This window comes from Dyella halodurans (assembly GCF_026283925.1).
Classification (GTDB): Bacteria; Pseudomonadota; Gammaproteobacteria; order Xanthomonadales; family Rhodanobacteraceae; genus Dyella; species Dyella halodurans.
This window is the reverse complement of the sequence record NZ_JAPDPF010000004.1, coordinates 421,585-439,688: the sequence shown is the minus strand read 5'-3', so window position 1 is coordinate 439,688 and position 18,104 is coordinate 421,585. Positions and strand designations below refer to the sequence as shown.

The window sequence follows — 18,104 nt, the reverse complement described above, 5'->3', positions numbered from 1 at the left end:
AAAAGCCCGCAGGGTGGCTCGCAGGGATGCGAGCCAGTTTGTCGTCAGGGCAGGAGGCCCTGTCGACAAACCTCCGTAACCCACCCGCGCACCTGGAGGGCGTAGCCCGGAAGGCGCGCCATCGGGGTGGCCTTTCTCTTGGTTACTTCTCTTTGGCCACGCAAAGAGAAGTAACCCGCTGTCCGGCAGGACAGCGGAAGCCCGCGGCAGGCGAGCCCGGTCGCGGTCACATCGCAACAGAGCGAAAGGCGCTGGGTATCAGCTTGACCAGCCATTCGGCTGTTGAGAGTCAAAAGGACGATGAATAAGCCCGACCGACGTAACCACTCGGTCGGGCCCGCGGCCCATCAACCTGCCCCCGCATCAATGCTCATTGATCTGCAGCTTCTCCAGCAGCAGATTGAGCTTGCCCTTCATGGCATCTTCCGGTCGCGGTCCATCCACCCCGTAAAACGCCGTGTACAACACGTTCGGCTTGGCGTCCGCCGATACCGGCGTGCCGCCCACCGTGCCGATATACGTCATGTCGTTCTCGCTGTACGGCACACCATCGTCCGGGTGACTGCGGCGCAGCACCTTGCCCCAGTAGTTGCGGTAGCTGTCGTCCAGGTCGTCGGATGGTGCGATGTGGCGATTGACGCTGATCTTCTCGGCATTGTCGATATTGGACTTCACCACGACGTTGGAAACGTCCCACACCACCTTGCCGTGGTCTTCGAAGTAGGACATGCCCAGCACCAGCTGGCTGTCCTTGTCGATCTTCTGCAGCGCCGGCGTATAGGAGAAATCCATGCGCTTGGACTGATAGCGGAAGTCGTTGTCGTAGTCGAAGCGGATCGCGATATCCGATAGCACCGCTGGCAGCAGCTCTGTATTGGCCAGGTACTCCTTCCACTGCTCCAGGGTGCCGCTGTAGGAGACATAGAAGAAGTTGGCGAGAGCCTTGAGGTCACCCATCTCTTCGTGCGCGGATTTCGCCGTGACGACGCGGACCATCGCCGCGTAACCATCGGGAACCGGCAGCAGGAAGGCGATGAGCTTGGAGTTGTCATAGGCCATCGGCCAGACGCGTACCTGCCAGTGGCGCTGGTAGGCATCGGTGAAGGTCTGTTCCTCGCTGGGCTTGCCCAGCGAGGTCACCTTGACCTGCTCGGAACCCACGCGGCGCTGCAACGGCGCACCCTTGAGCAAAAGGTCCATGACCAGCTTGGGATCGCTGTAGAGCTGCTTGCTCGACACGTCATCGGGCTTGCGCAGATGGAACATCAGCTGATTGCCCACAACCGCCTTGGACACGTAGCCGTTGTGCGGCAGCGTGCCCTTGCTTTCGCTGGTGGTGGTGGCCACCCAGGTGCCACTGCTATTGCGATGAAGCAGGGTCGGGAACGGGTTGAGATTGGAGCTGCTATGCAGCATGCGGCTCGAACCCGAACCTTTCGGGAACATCGTGTCGGCGTTCTCCGCCAACAGGTCGTGCAGCTGCTGGTCGACGTAGGCGTCGTACAGCTTCTGAAATGTCGCGCTGAAATCCGCAAAGCTTTTGGGCAGCGGAAACTGCGCCTTGAACGTACCTGAGTGTTTGTCGTCGATGGCGTCCAGCTGGTACAGCTGGCGCGTGTCCGCAACCGCGAGGTCAGCCGGTGCCTTCAGCACCAGGTCGATGGGCAGGGCATAGTTGAGGTTTTCGTCGGGCGACTTCATCAACACGACGCCGATGACCTTGCCATCGCGGTCGAGCAGCGGGCCGCCGCTGTTGCCGGGCGAAGCCGCGGCCGAGAAGCGCATCCATTTCCAGCGACCGTTTTCCTCCTCCGGCGTCTGCGAGGTGTACAAGCCATCGCGAATCACGATGCCCGTGCCCAGCGCATTGCCGACGGCGTAGACGACATCGTTCATGGCGGGCTGCGTGTTCACTTCCAGCGGCGCGATCTTCGGTGCGTTCTTCAGCGTGAACTCGACAAAGTCTTCCTGCAGCGAGAAGCGCGTGATCTTGTCGATCGCATACACGTTGCCGTTGGCATCACGCACGGCCGGTTCGCCCATCAGGTTGCTGATGCCGATCGCCAGCACGTGGCCGGCAGTGACGTAGCGGTTGTCACCGACCGCAAACGCCGTGCCCACCGAGTAGTACTTGTCGTTGCGCAACTGGAACGGCAGCTGGTCCAGCGGCAATGGCTTTTCGTAAGTGAGCGGGTCGTTGACCGGCTTGGGCACCACGACCTCGAACGTCGCGGCCTGTACCTTGGGCAGTACCGCGGGATCGAGCGTCGCCGCGGCGAGCATAGGGGCGACCAACAGTGCCAGCCAGGCGACCCAGGCCACGGTGGGCCGCGATGCCTGCCGATTCGGGAAATGCATGTTCCGAGCGCTGCCTACCGGTTTTTCCATGTCCCGCCCCCGCCTCATATCCGTCGCGCCTTGGGGGCGCCGTCCCCGGGCCAGTGCCCATTCACGGGGGAAGTGTAGCGAAGGTTCTGGCTGGCGAAACGGGCTGCATGCACGTGCCGGCAGGATGCCTCGAGCGGGTCAGCAGCCGTCCATGGCGGAAGGCGCAAACGTGGGCGCCAGGCTCTAAGCTGCGGACTCCATACGGAAGTTACGCATGCCCCGTTCGATTGCCGCCAGCACCTTCCATTTGCCGCCCGGACCGTGGTCGACGGTGTTGGACGGCCTGTGCGCGCAATTTGCGCAAATCCCGCGCGCGCAATGGCTGGACCGGTTCGCGCGGGGACGGGTGCAGGATGAGCAGGGTCGCGCGCTGCCGGCGGATGCGCCATACCGCGTCGGCCTCTGCGTGCGTTATTTCCGCGAGGTGGCAGACGAGGTACCCATTCCCTTCCGCGAGACCTTGCTGCATGTCGACGCGCACCTGGTCGTGGTCGACAAGCCGCATTTTCTGCCGGTCACGCCGGCCGGCGGCTTTGTTCAGGAAACGGTGCTGACCCGGCTCATTCGCACGCTCGAGAACCCTGATCTGGTGCCCTTGCATCGTATCGATCGGCATACGGCGGGGCTGGTGATGTTTTCCGCCGATCCGGCCAGCCGCGCCGCCTACCAGGCCTTGTTTCGCGAGCACCGTATCGAAAAACACTACCGGGCCTGGGCGCCGGCCTTGCCACAACTCGAGTTTCCGCAGGTACGGCGCTCGCGCATCGTTGCCGGCGAGCCGTTCTTCCGCATGCAGGAGGTGCAGGGCGAGGCCAATAGCGAGACGCGTATCGATGTACTGGAGCGCGCCGGCCAGCTCTGGCTCTATGCGCTGCAGCCGATCACCGGCAAGAAACACCAGCTGCGCGTGCACATGAGCGGCTTGGGCGCGCCGATACGGCATGACACGTTCTACCCCGGGCTGACGGAGCAGGCGGCGGACGACTATGCGCACCCGCTGCAATTGCTGGCGCAGGCGCTTTCCTTTGTCGATCCGCTGAGCGGCAAACGGCGTCAGTTCCTCAGCGAGCGTGAGCTGCTTTCGCCGGAGTGAAGCGGTTTCGCCCGGCGGGCGGTTAAAATGCGGCTCTACTGATTGAGTTGGATCTTCCCTGCGTGATGGCTGCCGTGTTCTCCGCTGCTGCTCCCGATGCGGCGCTGGAGGCTTTGTTCGTTCCGTTCGAGACGGGGCAGCTCAGCCTGCCGGCGGACGGGCGCGTGTTATTCATGCGCGCGCGAGATGGCTTCCGTGTGCGCGAGATGGCGCGTCCGGGCTGGGTCTGTGAGCAGAGCTTCAAACCGTTCGCGGATGCGCTGGAACGCAGCAGATTGCGGCTGGGTGCGCCCGATAGCGAAGAGCGTTACCCCTTGGTCCTGGTGCTGCCACCGCGGCAACGCGACGAGGCGCGCGCCCTGTTCGCGCAGACCATGCGCCGTACCGCCCCCGGTGGGGTGGTGCTGGTAGCGATGCCCAATACCGAGGGCGCCAAGTCGGGCGAAGCAGACCTGGCTCGCCTGGCCGGCCCGCTGCAGGTGGTCTCCAAGCACAAATGCCGTGTGTTCTGGACTTCGCCACTGGGTGACGAAGCCACTTCGGCGCTGCTCGACGAATGGTCCGCGCTCGATGCCCCGCGACCCAACGGGGCGGGTTATATCAGCCGCCCGGGACTGTTCGCCTGGGATCGCGTGGACCCCGCCTCGGCCCTGCTGGCAGAGCACCTGCCGGCGGATCTTGCAGGACGGCTGGCGGATCTTGGCGCGGGCTACGGCTATCTCGCCACCCAGGTGCTGGCACGCTGTGCCGGCGTGACGGGTATCGACCTGTACGAAGCGGAACGACGCGCGCTGGAGCCGGCACGACTGAATCTGGAAGACGCGCAGCGTGTCTGCGGCAGGCCGGTGGCATTCGCCATCCATTGGCATGACGTGACGCAGGGACTGCCCCATCGTTACGACGCCATCGTCAGCAATCCACCGTTCCATCAAGGCCGCGCCGACCTGCCTGAACTGGGTCGCGCGTTTATCGATACGGCGGCCGGCGCATTGTTGCCGCACGGCCGCCTGTGGCTGGTGGCCAATCGCCATCTGCCCTATGAGGCCACGCTGGCCGCTCGCTTTACCGAGGTACGTACGGTGACAACGCAGGAAGGTTTCAAGGTGATCGAAGCACGCGGAGTACGCGCATGAAATTGGTCAAGCTGATCGCCAATCTCGGTTATGGCAGCCGCAAGGACGTGGCGCTGATGTTTCGCGAAGGACGCATCACCGATCCCGCTGGCGAAGTGTTGTACGCCGATGACAAGGTGCCGCACGAGCACATCCGCGTCGACGACGAGCCGCTCGATCCGCCTGCGGGCCTGATTCTTATGATGAACAAGCCACTGGGCGCCACCTGCTCGCGCAAGGATCAGGGACGCGTGGTGTACGACTTGCTGCCGCCACGCTATCGGGTGCGCGATCCGGCACTCTCAACCGTGGGTCGGCTGGATCGCGACACCTCCGGCCTGCTGCTGTTCACCGATGATGGCGCGCTGCTGCACCGGATCATCTCGCCGAAGTCGAGGGTGGCCAAGGTGTATGAGGCCACGCTAGCGCAGGATCTGCGCGGCGACGAAGGCGAGTTGTTCGGCAGCGGCAAGATGATGCTGGAGTCGGAAAAGGAGCCGCTGGAGCCGGCCGTGCTGGAGGTGTTGTCGCCGCGCCATGTGCGCCTGACCCTGACCGAAGGACGCTATCACCAGGTACGCCGCATGTTCGCTGCGGTCGGCAACCACGTGGAAACGCTGGCGCGAATTTCCGTCGGTGGTCTCACCCTCGGTGAGCTTCCGGCCGGCCGGTGGCGTGCGCTGGACGCGGGCGACGTGGCAACCCTTTTTGCGGGGCCGACGTCGTCCGCGTGAACGTGGCTCAGCCGGTCAGATACTCGCGGCGGCGGGCCAGTTCGTCTTCCCGGCGCGAATGGGCGCCGGGTTGCCAGGACACCAACTGAAACGGGTTGGGATCCTGGGCTTGAGTATTCGCCGCGTCCTGCGTATCCCTGTGGGGGAGCATCCCTGCTACCAGCTGCATTCCACGCGCAAAGGTGGAACGGGCAAGAAGCATGTGCATAGTGTCACTCCCGGCTACCCCTGCGCAGCCGACGGGTACCACTCTAACCATCTTCACTGGCTGTACACAAATGCCAATCGTCACTGAACGGAATTGCGCTTGTTGCAGGGCTGCGCGAGACGTTCATAAAGGTGAAGACGCGATCTCCCTGGCATATTTGCGGGGACGTCTTGCACCAAAACTGCCATGACCAAATATCGAGGCAGGCGCTTCACATCACCGGGAATAGGGCAGCACATGCAGCAATTGCGATTCGATAACGCCTTTACCCGTGAGCTTCCGGGTGACCCCGAAACGGGTGCGCGTCAGCGCCAGGTGTTCAGCGCGCTGTACTCGCTGGTCGAGCCGACGCCGGTGGCGTCACCGCGTGTCGTCGCCTATTCGAGCGAGATGGCGCAGACGCTGGGCCTGAGTGAGGCTGATCTCGCCAGCGCCGATTTTGCGGCCGTCTTTGGTGGCAACGCGTTGCTGGAGGGCATGCAGCCTTATGCCGCGAACTACGGCGGCCATCAGTTCGGGGTCTGGGCCGATCAGCTGGGCGACGGGCGTGCGATCTCGCTGGGTGAAGTGATCGACGCGGATGGCCTGCGTTGGGAGCTGCAACTGAAGGGCGCCGGTCGCACGCCTTATTCGCGTGGCGCCGACGGACGCGCCGTGTTGAGATCCTCCATTCGCGAATTCCTCTGCAGCGAGGCGATGCACCATCTCGGTGTGCCGACCACGCGAGCACTAAGCCTTGTCGTTACCGGTGACGCCGTCGTGCGCGACATGTTCTACGACGGCCATCCGCAGGAGGAACCCGGCGCCATCGTTTGCCGCGTGGCGCCGTCGTTTATTCGTTTCGGCAACTTCGAGCTGCCGGCAGCGCGCGGTGAAGTCGAACTGCTGCGGCAGTTGGTGGACTTCACCATTCGTCGCGATTTCCCCGCACTGCAAGGCCAGGGCCAGGCGCTGTATGCCGAGTGGTTCGGCCAGATCTGCGAACGCACGGCAACGATGGTGGCGCACTGGATGCGCGTAGGCTTTGTGCATGGCGTGATGAACACGGACAACATGTCCATACTCGGGCTCACCATCGACTACGGTCCCTACGGCTGGGTCGACAATTTCGATCCGGAATGGACGCCCAATACGACGGACGCTGGACGCCGCCGCTATCGTTTTGGCCAGCAACCGAACGTGGCGTGGTGGAACCTGGGTCGCCTGGCCATGGCGCTGGCGCCGCTGTTCGACGGCGTGGAATCGTTGCAGGCAGGCTTGGATCGCTATGCGGCGACCTACGCCGCCGCGGATCGCGAGTCGATCGCCGCGAAACTGGGCCTGGCCGAATGCCGTGATGACGACGTCGACTTGATGCGCGCCTTGCATGCGCTGCTCAGCGAAGCGGAAGTCGACATGACGCTGTTCTTTCGCGCGCTGGGCGATGTCGATATGCAGGCGCCATCACTCGCGCCGTCGCAGGAAGCGTTTTACGACGAGGTGAAGCGCGTCGAGGCGGAGCCCGCGTTCCTCGCCTGGCTGGTGCGCTATGCGGCGCGCGTCGCCGACGATCCGTTGAGGCCGGAACAGCGTCGCGCGCTCATGCAGCGTGCCAACCCGCGCTACGTGCTGCGCAACTACCTGGCGCAAGAGGCCATCGATCGCGCCACGCAAGGCGATTACGACGGCATCCGCGAATTGCTGGAGGTCATGCGCCGCCCTTATGACGATCAGCCGGGCCACGAGCGTTATGCCCGAAAACGCCCGGATTGGGCGCGCCAGAAAGCGGGTTGTTCGATGTTGTCGTGCAGTTCCTAGCGCAGCGCGCCATCCAGGAACTGTCGCAACTGCGATGCATTGAGTGCACCGGCTTGTCGCGCGACTTCGCGTCCGTCACGTAGCACCAGCAAGGTGGGAATGCTGCGGATGCCAAACCGCGAGGCCAGGGCAGGTTGCGCGTCCGTATCCACCTTCGCCAGCCGCAGCCGGGGTTCCAGGCTGCGTGCTGCCTCGGCAAAGACCGGCGCAAAGCCGCGACACGGACCGCACCAGGTCGCCCAGAAATCAATCACCACCGGCAAGTCGCCACGACCGGCCACGGCATCAAAGTTGGCGGTGGTCAGCTCGATCGGTTTGCCCTCGAACAACGGCTGCTTGCAACGGCCGCAGGTGGGGTGCTCGCCAAGGCGTTGGTCGGGAACTCGATTGAGTGCACTGCAATGAGGGCATGGGACACTCAGTACGTTGGACACGGTGGACTCCAGGTCCGAAACTCACTGGCACATCAAATGGTGCTGGCACGGCGTCGAAACAAGATGTGCATGGGCTGCCCAGGATGAACGTACGCGGCAAAGAGCACGGGAAACGCAGATCGACGCAGGCTTCGGCGATCCGCTGCGTGGTGGCCTTGATGGGAGCGTGCTGGACCCTGCCCAACACCTTGCTGGGCTTGCTGCTTGGCGTGGCCTGCCTCCCGTTTGGGGCGCGCCTGCAGTGGCGCAGTCGGGAACTGGCGCTCGCCTTTCGGCGCATGCCCTGGCCAGGTCCCGGCGGCGCCCTGACGCTTGGCAACGTCATCCTCTACACCAGCGATGAATTGAATACGCCTTGCTTGACCTATGCCCACCGTGCGGGTCAACGCCAGGAGCAACCCATCTCGCTGGCCGACCACGAGCGCGCGCACGTCTACCAATTCATGCTGCTGGGCCCGCTGTTTCTGCCGGTGTACCTGCTTTGCGGCGGCGTAAGCGTGCGCAATCCGTTCGAACGCTCGGCCGACCGCTATGCGCAGAGCGGGCGAGGGTGGTGGCCTTCATAAGCGTCGCGGAGTGGCGCTGGGTGGGCCTCGACTCAGGACCGCATGCTCGTTTGCTTATTGGCCGTTGCCGCCGTTATTGCTTGGCGCTGGGCGTGGCTGCGGCCGGGGCGCGTGGCTTTCGCCGGGCGGCCGGTTGCCCTGGTTCGGCGGCGGTCGGTTGCCACCTGCGGGCGGTGGCCGAGGATTCGTCGGTGGCCGGTTGCCCTGGTTCGGCGGCGGACGGCCGCCGCCTGGCGGATATTGCCCGGGATTCGTCGGTGGCCGATTGCCCGGGTTCGGCGGTCGCGTGACGGCAGGGGGGGGATGCGCGCCGGGATTCGGCGGTCGCGGCGCCTGACTCATCGGTGGCCGATAGGCCGGCCCGGGCGGATGGGCGACCGGGCCCGGGGGGCGATAGCCCGGCCGGTAACCCGGTGGTCGCGGAGGCGGTCGCGTCGGATAGGGCCGCCCGTACCAATAGTCGCGATCCCGATAGAACGGCCGGTCGCGGTAGTAACTGCCCCAGTAAGAGCCGATCGCGAACGCGACAATCGGAATCCCGATCTGCGCACCATAGTCGGCGATGATCACCGGCTGGCTCTGGTAGTAGTACTGCACAAAGGTGCCAGGCACCCAGCCGCGCATGCCCAGGGTGATGACGTCGCACCATCCCCAACCCGCGGTGCAGCCCTGGACGGAGACACTGGTACCGGCAGGCAATTGCGCGATGGTGGGGTAGCCCGGATCCGGTCCTGCGTACAGATCGGTGTAAGCGGTGAGCACACCGTTCAAGATTTGCGCGAAGGCGGGAGTGGCCAGGCCCAGCGCCAGCAAGACAGTCCAGATGAATCGCTTCATCGATGCATCTCCGGGTAGACGCAACCAGGAGACTGCGCCGCCGGCTTAGTCGACGTCAATGCAAATGCCGCGTTTGCCGCGCGCGATTAGCTAGCTGTTCAGCACTCGTCTTGCGCTGCCTTTCACGCCATCTCGACCAACTGTCCCTGCACTTCATTGATGGAATGCCGGATGCGCTGGCTGAAGATGGAATCTTCATGGTGGATCAGCACCAGCCGCTCCGTTGCGCGCGTCATGGCGACGTAGAGCAGGCGTGCCTCGTCGACTTCGTCCTTGCCGGGTTTCGGCAGCGAACCCAGCCCGGGGATGATCACCAGGGGAAACTCCAGTCCTTTGCTGGAGTGCATCGTCACCAGCTTCACCGTGTCGTCGACCACGAACAGCGAACTCTTGCCGTTGCCCTCAGCGAGGCGGCTGGGTATCTGTGCACGCTGCAAGGCCTCGTGCAGCTTCTCGCCCTCCCAGCCGTTGCGGAAGATCACGGCCATGTCGGACAGGCGGCGCCCGCCTGCGTGCTCGTCACGCAGGCGCTGGATGATCGCCGGCAACTGGTCTTCCATGCGCTCCACACGGATCAGCTCCGGCAGGGCGCCGCGGCGTCCCGCGCTTTCGGGGGCGATCAACGGTACCCCGTCGTCCTCGTCGGCGCGCGCCAGCAACAGCTCGTTGGCGAAGCCGCGCGCCACCGAAAGGATCTCCAGCGTGTTGCGATAGTTGAGCTTGAGGATGGTGGTGCGCCCTTGCGCCTGTACGCCCAGGCTCTTCCAGCTGAGCTTCTTGCGGTTGGCCTGGCCGTAGATGTTCTGCGCATCGTCGTACAGCACCAGCAGGGAATTGGTGTGGGGGTCGATCATCTGCACGATCAGCTTGTACCAGTCCGGCTCGAAGTCGTGGCCTTCGTCGATCAATACGGCGCCATACTGGAAACGCGGAATCTGTCCGCCGTCGACACCGGCAATCACCGCCGGCGGTAGTTGCTCGGCGTAGTGCGGCCCGTCCGCAGGCAGCGGCACGTGATAGGCGGTGAGCATGCTGCGGCACCACTTGTGGAAGTTGTAGACCTGCACCTTGTCACTGAGGCCGCGCTCGCCCATCAGCTGGTCCAGCCGTGCGGCCAGGGTCTTGTTGTAGCAAAGCACCAGGATCGGCTTGGACAGCGCGCGCGCCAGCTGCATCGCGCGAAAGCCGAGGATCATGGTCTTGCCCGAACCGGCCACGCCGTGAATGATGCGGTGCTCGTCGCCAAGCGAGCGCGCCAGCAGTTCCTGCTGCGCATCCATCACCTTGACCAGGTCGGGGATCTCCAGCGCCTGCGCACTGCTGCGGTCAGCATGGGCGAACAGGCCGAACTGGCCCTCGCCAAGCTCGACGCGAATGTCCGGGAACAGGTGCCAGCGCACGCGGTCGATCTGCGGCAAGGTCAAGGCCGTGGGGAAGATCTGCGGGAACATCGCCCACAGCCGTTCCTGGAATGCCTCGGGCTCCACCGACTCGTACATCTCGTCCTGGCAGATCACCAGGTGTGCGGGAATCACCGTCTCCAGCTGGCCAGCGTCGAATTGCTTGCGGCTGATATTGGCCAGCACCACGCCGTAGCCCCAGGGCATCAGCAGCTTGCCTTCATAGGTGTGGCCTGGCGGGTGGCGTAGCGCGGGATCCCGCTGCAGCACCTTGTAAATCTCGCTGGCGTAGTCACGCGCCTGCATCAGCGGATTGTGTTCCTTTACGCTGCTATTGCCGGTCAGCAGGGTGAACTGCGTGCGGTCGGCCTGCTGGATCGTGCCCGGCTTCCAGTCCTTCACCTCCAGCACGAGCAGGCCGCGACGCGGATGGAACACGATGAAGTCCGGGCGCCGCTGCCGGGGGCCGACGGAGACGTCATACCAGAGCAGGTAATCGTCCTCGAGCTTTTGCTCCAACCGCTCCGAAAGACGTTTCTCGCCGCTGGTCATCTGCGGCAGACAGCTGTTGCGGGTTGGAATGAGCGTCGCCAATGAGAGCCTTCCTGATGCCTTTGCGTGGCCTGCGCCGGGAGCTCTCGTGCCCCCTGGCGTTCCGATCCGGGCGACGTTAGCCGATCGGCGCAGCCTGTCAATCGCGCGCGGCGCCGGTGCTGGCCCTAGTCCCAGCGTTGCAGCGCCTCGGCAGGGACGCCAACGCGCGCGCAGGCACGGCTGGCAATGCCATCGTGCAGGGCCGCACGGAAGATGGGCGACATCGACCATAGCGCGCGGGCCGCGAGCCGCGCCTGTGCGCGCTGCAAGGGCGAGCGCTGCAGCAGGGTCTCCGCCCACGACGGCAGCAAGGCCGCCGCCGCCTGCAGGAACACATCACGCGACAGGCCGGCGATCGGCACCGGCAAGCGCACGCGCGACAATACGTCCAGTACTTCGCGCGAGCGCCCGCTGAAATGCAGTTCGGGCCGAACCTGCCTGAAGTAGTGGTTGACCTGCGCCTCCGACGCCGGCACGTCACGCGCACCCAGCGCTTCGGCGATCCGTCGCACCTCGTCGTAGTAGCGATCAGCGCCACCGGCCGGCAAGCTGATGTGGCTGTATCGCCGGTAGCCTTGCAGGAAGCTGTAGGCCTCGGTCACGTGTACCCAGGTCAGCAGGTGAGGGTCATCGGCGGAGTATGGACGTCCATCCTCCGCGATGCCCCGCACCTGTGCGTGAATGGTTTTCACGCGCTCGATCAGGACGGCCGCCTGATCGCCAGGCGCATAGGTGGTGCCGCTGACGAAGGACGTGGTACGACGCAGGCGCCCGATCAGGTCGTCGCGGAAGTTCGAGTGGTCCCAGACGCCGGCCAAAGCCAGGGGGTGCAGGGTCTGCAACATCAGCGCAGCGAGGCCACCCGCAAGCATGCCCGGGAAATCCGCATGGACGCGCCAGGTGGCGCTGTCCGGGCCGAACAGGCCTGAGTCACCTTGCGGATGATCGTAATCGACGTGCCCGCCGCCGCCGCGCGGAAAGGCGCTCAGCACCCAGCGGCGGATCGGTTCTCGGGCAGGCAGGGCCAGCAAGGTCCATGGTGAGGGCATGGGAGAAGTCTAGCCATGGTTCAAATCTAGCGCGTAGTTACAAATGCATCTTTTGCACACGAGAAATCGCTGTGTTATCTCTATCGGCCATGACGACCACCTCCGCCCACCAGTATTTTTGGTATCACGGCTATCCGATGCCGCTGGCGGAGGGTTGGGCGCGACTGTCGTAACGACAAGACACCATTCCCGAACATGCCGCCAGCCCACTACTGGCGGCTTTTTTTTGGCCGCGAGTGGGATCCTCCAGGAGAACACCGTGAACCAGCCCACCGACGATTTGCGCATCCGCGCCCTCACCACGCTCAGCACGCCGGCTGAGCTCATGCGCGATTGCCCACTGACGGCTCGCGCCGCCAGCACCGTCGCTGCCTGCCGCCAGTCGCTGCATCGCATCCTGGCCGGCGACGACGACCGCCTCGCCGTGGTGATCGGCCCATGCTCGATCCACGACACCACCGCTGCCATCGACTATGCACGGCGCCTTGCAACCGAGCGGGCGCGCCATGCCGGCGAACTGGAAATCGTGATGCGCGTGTACTTCGAGAAGCCGCGCACCACGGTGGGCTGGAAAGGACTGATCAATGATCCGGACCTGGATGGCAGCTTCCGCATCGACAAGGGCCTGCGACTGGCGCGTGGCCTCTTGCGCGACATCAACGAACTTGGCGTGCCGGCCGGTTGCGAGTTCCTGGACATGATCACGCCCCAATACATCGCCGACCTGGTGGCCTGGGGCGCGATTGGCGCGCGCACGACCGAAAGCCAGGTGCACCGTGAGCTGGCCTCGGGGCTGTCCTGCCCGGTGGGCTTCAAGAACGGCACCGATGGCAATGTGAAGATCGCCGTCGATGCGGTACAGGCGGCCTCGCAGCCGCATCATTTCATGGCGGTCACCAAGGACGGCCAGACGGCGATTGCCGCCACCGCGGGCAACGAGGATTGCCATGTCATCTTGCGCGGCGGCAGCTCGCCGAACTACGACGCCGCCCATGTCGATGCGGCGTGCGCGGCGATGGCGCGCGCGGGGCTGGACGCACGGGTGATGATTGATGCCAGTCACGCCAACAGCGCCAAGCGGCCGGAAAACCAGCCCGCGGTGGTGGCCGATATCGCGGACCAGCTTGCGCAAGGCGAGCAGCGCATCGTCGGTGTGATGGTCGAGAGCCACCTGGTCGGCGGCCGCCAGGATCTGCTGCCCGGCCAGCCGCTGCGCTATGGGCAGAGCATCACCGATGGCTGCATCGACTGGGACACCTCGCGCAGCGTGCTTGCGCGGTTGGCGGAGGGGGTGCGTGCACGCCGTGCCGCGGTCGCGCCGCGGAAGGCGGCGGGACTTGCCTGAGCAAACGCTCAGCCCCAGCCTTCGCGCGATGTATTTGCCGGATCGATAGTGAGCGTCAGCCGGGCAACCTGCGCTTCACCGGCATCGGCGGGCGTCAAGGTGGCGATCGACTGTTCGCCATGCTGGGTGAGGTAGACGTTGTCTTCCTGCAGCGTGGTTCGGGTGATGCCGTGTCGCTGATAGGGCGCGTTTTCCATGGCGGCGATGCTGGCTTGTTCTTCGAAGAACAATTGGCCGGTGTGCACCACGTGGCCGCCGCGGTAATGCCCGTCCGTCCATTGCCCGCCAACATGCAGTTTCAGGTGGATGTGGTTGCAGCGTCCCATGTAGTAGCCGGGGAAAATCGTGTGAAACGTCACCGCGCCGCGTGCATCGGCCACTTGGATGCCGCGAAGGAAAGTGAGTTCGTCAGTCGCCGCGCTTTTCGGCGGACGAGCGCCCATCCTCATGTCGCCGCTGGCGCCGGGTGGCGGGCCTGGCGGGCGCCCTGACGGCGGCGCCCCAGGCGGTGGCCCCATGCCAGGGCCTCCCGGTCCGCCCTGATCGGTGAACCCCGAATACGCGCCCTGTGCATCGCAATGCCACACCTCCAGCGCCGTGCCACTGAGCGGACGACAGGTGCGGCTATCGACGATCTCCAGGCGCAGCGTCAGCGGCAGGCCGGGTCTGCCTTCGGTGATGTCTTGCCGCAACAGCGCCCGATCGAGGTAGTAGGGTCCTTCCGTCTGCTCCGCGCTCAGCCGGCAGGCCGGGCGGCCGTCGGGCAGCGCGCGCACCATGCGCGACCAGGGCAGCACGGCGAAGCCGCCGAGGCAGAATTGCACGAAACGACGTCGATTCAGGACGGTCATCGGAAAGCGCTCTCGTGGAATGCAGGCCATGCAGGGCACATGGCCGCTCCAGACAACGCGGTACAAGGTGGCTGGGATGACAAGGCGATGCGCATCCCAGCCGCCTGGGGCTTCGCTAGTTTTCCAGCTGCGCGTCGAGCGTGATCTTTGCCTTCAAAACCTTGGACACGGGGCACGCTTCCTTGGTGGCCTTGGCGATCTTGTCGAACGTGGCGGCGTCGATGCCGGGTGCCTTGGTACGATTCGTCAGGTCGACGGTGGTGATGGCAAATCCATCGCCCTCCTTGTCCAGCGTCACCACCGCCTTGGTGTCGATGCGCGTCGCTGCAAAGCCCGCCTGCTCGAGGCCCGCGGCGAGCGCCATGGTGTAGCAACCTGCATGGGCGGCGCCGAGCAATTCTTCGGGGTTGGTACCAGGGCCGTCTTCGAAGCGCGAACGAAAGCCGTAAGGCGCATCGCGCAGTACGCCCGTATCCGTCGACACGGTGCCTTTGCCATCCTTCAGGCCGCCCGACCAGGAGGCGGAAGCGCTTTTTTTCATGATGATTTCCTCGACGTGGGGCGCAGATGTCGGCGGAAGTTTGCCGAATTCGTCATGCATGAAACGCGAAAGCCGGATGTCGATGCCTTCACGCCGGATTCGCCGATCGATGTTTTAATCTTGCGCGCCATCGTTCCATCTGCCTACGGAAGCGTTCCATGTTCGCCGAGATCAATCACAACCAGAGAGAGCACCGTTTTGAAGTCAAGGTCGACGGCATTCCCTGCGTGCTCGACTACACGCTCCTGGACGGCGTCATGACGATAACCCACACCATCGTGCCGTCGGCGGTGGGTGGTCGCGGTATTGCTTCGAATCTCGTGCGCACCGCGTTGGACAAGGCGCGCGCAGAGCACTGGAAGGTCGATCCGGCCTGCTCCTATTCGGAAATCTGGATGACGCGCCACCCGGAGTACGCGGATCTTCATGTCTGAAGTACGCGGTCGGCCCATCCCCGCCTCCTGAACCCGGCTGGCAAGCAGCTCCGCGGGAGCCTGCTGCCGCGGCAGCGCATCGAAAACGGAATTAAGATGTGCCATGCCCGAAAATCGGGTCAAGGAGGGACTGTCTTGGTGAAGAGCCGTTCGACCGCCGCAGGGGCTGGTGCATGAACGCACCGATCGACAAGCACAAGGCGAATGAAGTCGCGGGTCGCGATTGGCGACCCCTGAGCAAGCTGCGGATGCGTCCACGGCTGGCCATGGCCGGGGTCATCTTCCTCGCCGTCGGACTGGCGCTGTGGCAGGCCTTTCATTTGCGGCCCTTCACCGCGCTGCTACTGGGCTTCGATGTAGGGGCGCTGGTGTATTTGATCGCGCTTGCCATGCTGTTCAACCAGTGCGCGACGATCGATCAGATGCGGCATCAGGCAAAGGCGCAGGATGCGGGGCGCTGGGGCGTGCTGTGGGGTGGCCTGGCACTCACCGGCATCGTGGCATTGGCGTTGACCACCGAGCTGCATGCGGCCAAAAGCGGTGGCGCCGAGGCCTTGCTGATCGCCGCAGCCAGCATCGTGCTGTCGTGGCTGTTCATGAATTCGATGTTCGCCATGCACTACGCCCATGGCTACTACGGTGACTATGGCAAGAAGCACGAAGGGCTGGAATTCCCTGGCACGCAGCAGCCGGACTATTGGGATTTCGCTTATTTCGCCATCGTGATCGGGATGACGTTCCAGGTGTCCGACGTGCAGATCACCAGTCGCTATCTGCGGCGCGTGGCCCTGCTGCACAGCGTGATGGCCTTCTTCTTTAATGTCTTCATCATCGCCATCAGCGTGAATATCGCGGCCGGCCTGGCGGCCTAGGCCGTCTTTCGCCCCGGCTGGGCCGGGGCGAATCATCTGCAGCACTCAGTCGCGAAAATTGTCGAACTGCAAGGGCAGCTCGACATCGGCCTTGCGTAGCACGGCCATGGCCAGTTGCAGGTCGTCGCGCTTCTTGCCGGTGACGCGCAGCTTGTCGCCGTTGATCTGCGCTTCGACCTTGAGCTTGGCTTCCTTCAGCGTGGCCACCAGTTTCTTGGCCACGGCCTGTTCGATGCCTTGTTTGACGGTGATCTTCTGGCGGGCGCCACCCAGGTTGGTTTCCGGGTCGGCAACGTCGAGCGCGCGGATATCGATCTTTCGCGAGGTCAGTCGGCCACGCAGGATGTCCAGCATCTGCTCCAGCTGGAATTCGCTGGGGGCGCTCTGGGTGATCACGAACTGGTCCAGCACGAACTTGGCGTCCGTGCCCTTGAAATCGAAACGGCTGGCCAGCTCGCGGTTGGCCTGGTCCAGGGCATTGGTCAGCTCGTGCTTGTCGACTTCGGAAATCACGTCAAAGGAAGGCATGATGGCGGCTCGGTGAACGGTGAAGACCACGCAGTGTAAGCCATGTGGCGCCGGCTGTCGGATAATGCACGACTTGTGCAAGAGGATTGGGCGATGACGGCGGTGCGTGCGTGAAGGTGGATGTGCTGATCATTGGCGCCGGTGCGGCCGGGCTGATGTGCGCGATAGCGGCCGGCCAGCGTGGCCGGCGTGTGCTGGTGGTGGATCATGCGAACAAGGTCGGCAAGAAGATCCTGATGTCCGGCGGCGGGCGCTGCAACTTCACGAATCTCGGCGTCACTCCGGCCAGTTACCTTTCGGCCAATCCGCATTTCGCCAAGTCGGCACTGGCGCGTTATACGCCGTCGGACTTCATCGCGCTGGTCGAGAAACATCGGATTGCGTATCACGAAAAGGAGCTTGGGCAGTTGTTTTGCGACGACTCGTCCAAGCAGATCGTGCGCATGTTGCTGGATGAGTGCCAACAAGCTGGCGTGCGTATCGAGACGAGCTGCGGCGTCGAGCGGGTGCGGCGGTCGCAGGAAGGCTTCAGCGTGATCACGGCGCGCGGAGAAGTACATGCCGAGTCCCTGGTCGTCGCTTCCGGTGGCCTGTCGATTCCCAGCATGGGCGCCAGCGGCCTTGGCTATGACATCGCCCGACAACATGGGCACGCCGTGCTGCCGGTCAGAGCGGGGCTGGTCCCGCTGACCCTGAGCGGCAAGCATCAGGAGCACTATCAGGACCTGGCCGGCGTGGCCTTGCCCGCGGTGGAGGCAAGCGTGGGCAAGCGTTCGTTTCGGGCTGGCATGCTGTTCACCCATCGCGGCATCAGCGGGCCGGCGATCCTGCAGATTTCGTCCTACTGGCATGCGGGCGACGATCTGCGTATCGATCTGCTGCCGGACCAGGAAGCGGCAGCGTGGCTGTCGGCCCAGCGTGTCGCGCGCCCCGCCGCCGAGTTGAAGAACGTACTGGCGGACGTGCTGCCCAAGCGCCTGGCGCAGAGGCTGTGCGAGCTGTGGTTCGAGAGTCGGCCGATGCGCCAGTACCGCGAGGCGGAGCTGGCGAACATCGGCGCTCAGCTGCATGACTGGCCCATGGTGGCCAGTGGCACGGAAGGCTATCGCACGGCCGAGGTCACCCTGGGCGGCGTCGACACCGATGGCCTTTCCTCATCGACCATGCAGTCGAAACTCGTACCCGGCCTGTTCTTTATCGGCGAAGTGGTCGATGTCACGGGCTGGCTGGGTGGCTACAACTTCCAGTGGGCCTGGGCGTCAGGGCAGGCCGCCGGTGAGGTGGTTTGAGCACCCGTTTCGCGTGACTTGAACACGGCAAG

The 18,104-nt window shown here is 64.3% G+C and carries 18 protein-coding genes; 9 read left to right on the top strand and 9 right to left on the bottom strand.

Going from position 1 to position 18,104, the window contains the following annotated elements; all coding sequences use genetic code 11:
• Positions 1–363 precede the first annotated feature (363 nt).
• Positions 364–2,388 carry a S1 family peptidase gene (locus OUZ49_RS10955; protein ID WP_266150422.1) on the bottom strand — a complete coding sequence of 675 codons (2,025 nt, stop codon included), beginning with the start codon at positions 2,386–2,388 and terminating at the stop codon, positions 364–366.
• Positions 2,389–2,602: 214 nt separating this feature from the next.
• Here OUZ49_RS10955 and OUZ49_RS10950 point away from each other — a divergent pair, with 214 nt between their 5' ends.
• From OUZ49_RS10950 to OUZ49_RS10940, 3 genes are all read left to right on the top strand, one after another.
• Positions 2,603–3,481 carry a pseudouridine synthase gene (locus OUZ49_RS10950; protein ID WP_266150421.1) on the top strand — a complete coding sequence of 293 codons (879 nt, stop codon included), beginning with the start codon at positions 2,603–2,605 and terminating at the stop codon, positions 3,479–3,481.
• Between the two features lie 65 nt (positions 3,482–3,546).
• Complete coding sequence (locus OUZ49_RS10945; protein WP_266150444.1) at positions 3,547–4,614, top strand: class I SAM-dependent methyltransferase; 1,068 nt, start codon at positions 3,547–3,549, stop codon at positions 4,612–4,614.
• Positions 4,611–5,327, top strand: coding sequence for a pseudouridine synthase (locus OUZ49_RS10940; protein WP_266150420.1), 717 nt, complete (start codon positions 4,611–4,613; stop codon positions 5,325–5,327). Before OUZ49_RS10945 ends, OUZ49_RS10940 begins: the two co-directional genes overlap by 4 nt.
• A gap of 7 nt (positions 5,328–5,334) precedes the next feature.
• Here the strand turns inward: OUZ49_RS10940 and OUZ49_RS10935 are convergent, their stop codons facing one another.
• Positions 5,335–5,535: a hypothetical protein gene (locus tag OUZ49_RS10935; protein WP_266150418.1), complete on the bottom strand. Its 201-nt coding sequence runs from the start codon at positions 5,533–5,535 to the stop codon at positions 5,335–5,337.
• Between the two features lie 237 nt (positions 5,536–5,772).
• On the opposite strand from OUZ49_RS10935, the gene OUZ49_RS10930 reads away from it, so the two are divergent.
• Positions 5,773–7,332: a protein adenylyltransferase SelO gene (locus OUZ49_RS10930; protein WP_266150417.1), complete on the top strand. Its 1,560-nt coding sequence runs from the start codon at positions 5,773–5,775 to the stop codon at positions 7,330–7,332.
• Here the strand turns inward: OUZ49_RS10930 and trxC are convergent.
• On the bottom strand, positions 7,329–7,766 hold the full coding sequence (gene trxC, locus OUZ49_RS10925) for a thioredoxin TrxC (protein ID WP_266150416.1): 438 nt from the start codon (positions 7,764–7,766) through the stop codon (positions 7,329–7,331). The genes OUZ49_RS10930 and trxC overlap by 4 nt on opposite strands.
• A gap of 158 nt (positions 7,767–7,924) precedes the next feature.
• On the opposite strand from trxC, the gene OUZ49_RS10920 reads away from it, so the two are divergent.
• The gene (locus OUZ49_RS10920) at positions 7,925–8,332 is read left to right on the top strand and encodes a hypothetical protein (protein WP_266150443.1); all 408 of its coding nucleotides are present in this window, start codon (positions 7,925–7,927) and stop codon (positions 8,330–8,332) included.
• A 54-nt stretch (positions 8,333–8,386) separates the two neighbouring features.
• Here OUZ49_RS10920 and OUZ49_RS10915 read toward each other — a convergent pair whose 3' ends face one another.
• From OUZ49_RS10915 to OUZ49_RS10905, 3 genes are all read right to left on the bottom strand, one after another.
• The gene (locus OUZ49_RS10915; RefSeq protein ID WP_266150415.1) at positions 8,387–9,169 is read right to left on the bottom strand and encodes an SH3 domain-containing protein; all 783 of its coding nucleotides are present in this window, start codon (positions 9,167–9,169) and stop codon (positions 8,387–8,389) included.
• 122 nt (positions 9,170–9,291) lie between these two features.
• On the bottom strand, positions 9,292–11,163 hold the full coding sequence (locus OUZ49_RS10910; protein WP_266150414.1) for a DEAD/DEAH box helicase: 1,872 nt from the start codon (positions 11,161–11,163) through the stop codon (positions 9,292–9,294).
• 125 nt (positions 11,164–11,288) lie between these two features.
• Positions 11,289–12,212, bottom strand: a complete 924-nt coding sequence (locus tag OUZ49_RS10905) for an oxygenase MpaB family protein (protein ID WP_266150413.1) — start codon at positions 12,210–12,212, stop codon at positions 11,289–11,291.
• A gap of 259 nt (positions 12,213–12,471) precedes the next feature.
• Here OUZ49_RS10905 and OUZ49_RS10900 point away from each other — a divergent pair, with 259 nt between their 5' ends.
• Complete coding sequence (locus OUZ49_RS10900) at positions 12,472–13,557, top strand: 3-deoxy-7-phosphoheptulonate synthase (protein ID WP_266150412.1); 1,086 nt, start codon at positions 12,472–12,474, stop codon at positions 13,555–13,557.
• Positions 13,558–13,565: 8 nt separating this feature from the next.
• Here OUZ49_RS10900 and OUZ49_RS10895 read toward each other — a convergent pair whose 3' ends face one another.
• Positions 13,566–14,408: an intradiol ring-cleavage dioxygenase gene (locus tag OUZ49_RS10895; RefSeq protein ID WP_266150411.1), complete on the bottom strand. Its 843-nt coding sequence runs from the start codon at positions 14,406–14,408 to the stop codon at positions 13,566–13,568.
• A 115-nt stretch (positions 14,409–14,523) separates the two neighbouring features.
• Positions 14,524–14,949 (bottom strand): OsmC family protein, encoded by a 426-nt coding sequence (locus OUZ49_RS10890; RefSeq protein ID WP_266150410.1) that lies wholly within the window; start codon positions 14,947–14,949, stop codon positions 14,524–14,526.
• 158 nt (positions 14,950–15,107) lie between these two features.
• Here OUZ49_RS10890 and OUZ49_RS10885 point away from each other — a divergent pair, with 158 nt between their 5' ends.
• Together OUZ49_RS10885 and OUZ49_RS10880 are read left to right on the top strand one after the other, a co-directional pair.
• Positions 15,108–15,383: a GNAT family N-acetyltransferase gene (locus OUZ49_RS10885; protein WP_266150408.1), complete on the top strand. Its 276-nt coding sequence runs from the start codon at positions 15,108–15,110 to the stop codon at positions 15,381–15,383.
• Between the two features lie 173 nt (positions 15,384–15,556).
• Positions 15,557–16,255 carry a DUF1345 domain-containing protein gene (locus OUZ49_RS10880; protein ID WP_266150406.1) on the top strand — a complete coding sequence of 233 codons (699 nt, stop codon included), beginning with the start codon at positions 15,557–15,559 and terminating at the stop codon, positions 16,253–16,255.
• Between the two features lie 45 nt (positions 16,256–16,300).
• On the opposite strand, the gene OUZ49_RS10875 is transcribed toward OUZ49_RS10880, so the two are convergent.
• Entirely contained in the window at positions 16,301–16,783 is a 483-nt protein-coding gene (locus OUZ49_RS10875; protein ID WP_266150405.1) for a YajQ family cyclic di-GMP-binding protein, read from the bottom strand.
• Between the two features lie 110 nt (positions 16,784–16,893).
• On the opposite strand from OUZ49_RS10875, the gene OUZ49_RS10870 reads away from it, so the two are divergent.
• Positions 16,894–18,072, top strand: coding sequence for a BaiN/RdsA family NAD(P)/FAD-dependent oxidoreductase (locus tag OUZ49_RS10870; RefSeq protein WP_266150404.1), 1,179 nt, complete (start codon positions 16,894–16,896; stop codon positions 18,070–18,072).
• Positions 18,073–18,104: the final 32 nt, after the last annotated feature.

Excerpts from the sequence above, each read along its gene's own strand:
- OUZ49_RS10945 (WP_266150444.1), top strand. The coding sequence starts at position 3,547 with ATGGCTGCCGTGTTCTCCGCTGCTGCTCCCGATGCGGCGCTGGAGGCT.
- OUZ49_RS10880 (WP_266150406.1), top strand. The coding sequence starts at position 15,557 with ATGAACGCACCGATCGACAAGCACAAGGCGAATGAAGTCGCGGGTCGC.
- OUZ49_RS10905 (WP_266150413.1), bottom strand. The coding sequence starts at position 12,212 with ATGCCCTCACCATGGACCTTGCTGGCCCTGCCTGCCCGAGAACCGATC.
- OUZ49_RS10950 (WP_266150421.1), top strand. The coding sequence starts at position 2,603 with ATGCCCCGTTCGATTGCCGCCAGCACCTTCCATTTGCCGCCCGGACCG.
- OUZ49_RS10935 (WP_266150418.1), bottom strand. The coding sequence starts at position 5,535 with ATGCACATGCTTCTTGCCCGTTCCACCTTTGCGCGTGGAATGCAGCTG.
- OUZ49_RS10890 (WP_266150410.1), bottom strand. The coding sequence starts at position 14,949 with ATGAAAAAAAGCGCTTCCGCCTCCTGGTCGGGCGGCCTGAAGGATGGC.
- OUZ49_RS10915 (WP_266150415.1), bottom strand. The coding sequence starts at position 9,169 with ATGAAGCGATTCATCTGGACTGTCTTGCTGGCGCTGGGCCTGGCCACT.
- OUZ49_RS10930 (WP_266150417.1), top strand. The coding sequence starts at position 5,773 with ATGCAGCAATTGCGATTCGATAACGCCTTTACCCGTGAGCTTCCGGGT.
- OUZ49_RS10920 (WP_266150443.1), top strand. The coding sequence starts at position 7,925 with ATGGGAGCGTGCTGGACCCTGCCCAACACCTTGCTGGGCTTGCTGCTT.
- OUZ49_RS10955 (WP_266150422.1), bottom strand. The coding sequence starts at position 2,388 with ATGGAAAAACCGGTAGGCAGCGCTCGGAACATGCATTTCCCGAATCGG.
- OUZ49_RS10875 (WP_266150405.1), bottom strand. The coding sequence starts at position 16,783 with ATGCCTTCCTTTGACGTGATTTCCGAAGTCGACAAGCACGAGCTGACC.
- OUZ49_RS10895 (WP_266150411.1), bottom strand. The coding sequence starts at position 14,408 with ATGACCGTCCTGAATCGACGTCGTTTCGTGCAATTCTGCCTCGGCGGC.
- OUZ49_RS10940 (WP_266150420.1), top strand. The coding sequence starts at position 4,611 with ATGAAATTGGTCAAGCTGATCGCCAATCTCGGTTATGGCAGCCGCAAG.
- OUZ49_RS10885 (WP_266150408.1), top strand. The coding sequence starts at position 15,108 with ATGTTCGCCGAGATCAATCACAACCAGAGAGAGCACCGTTTTGAAGTC.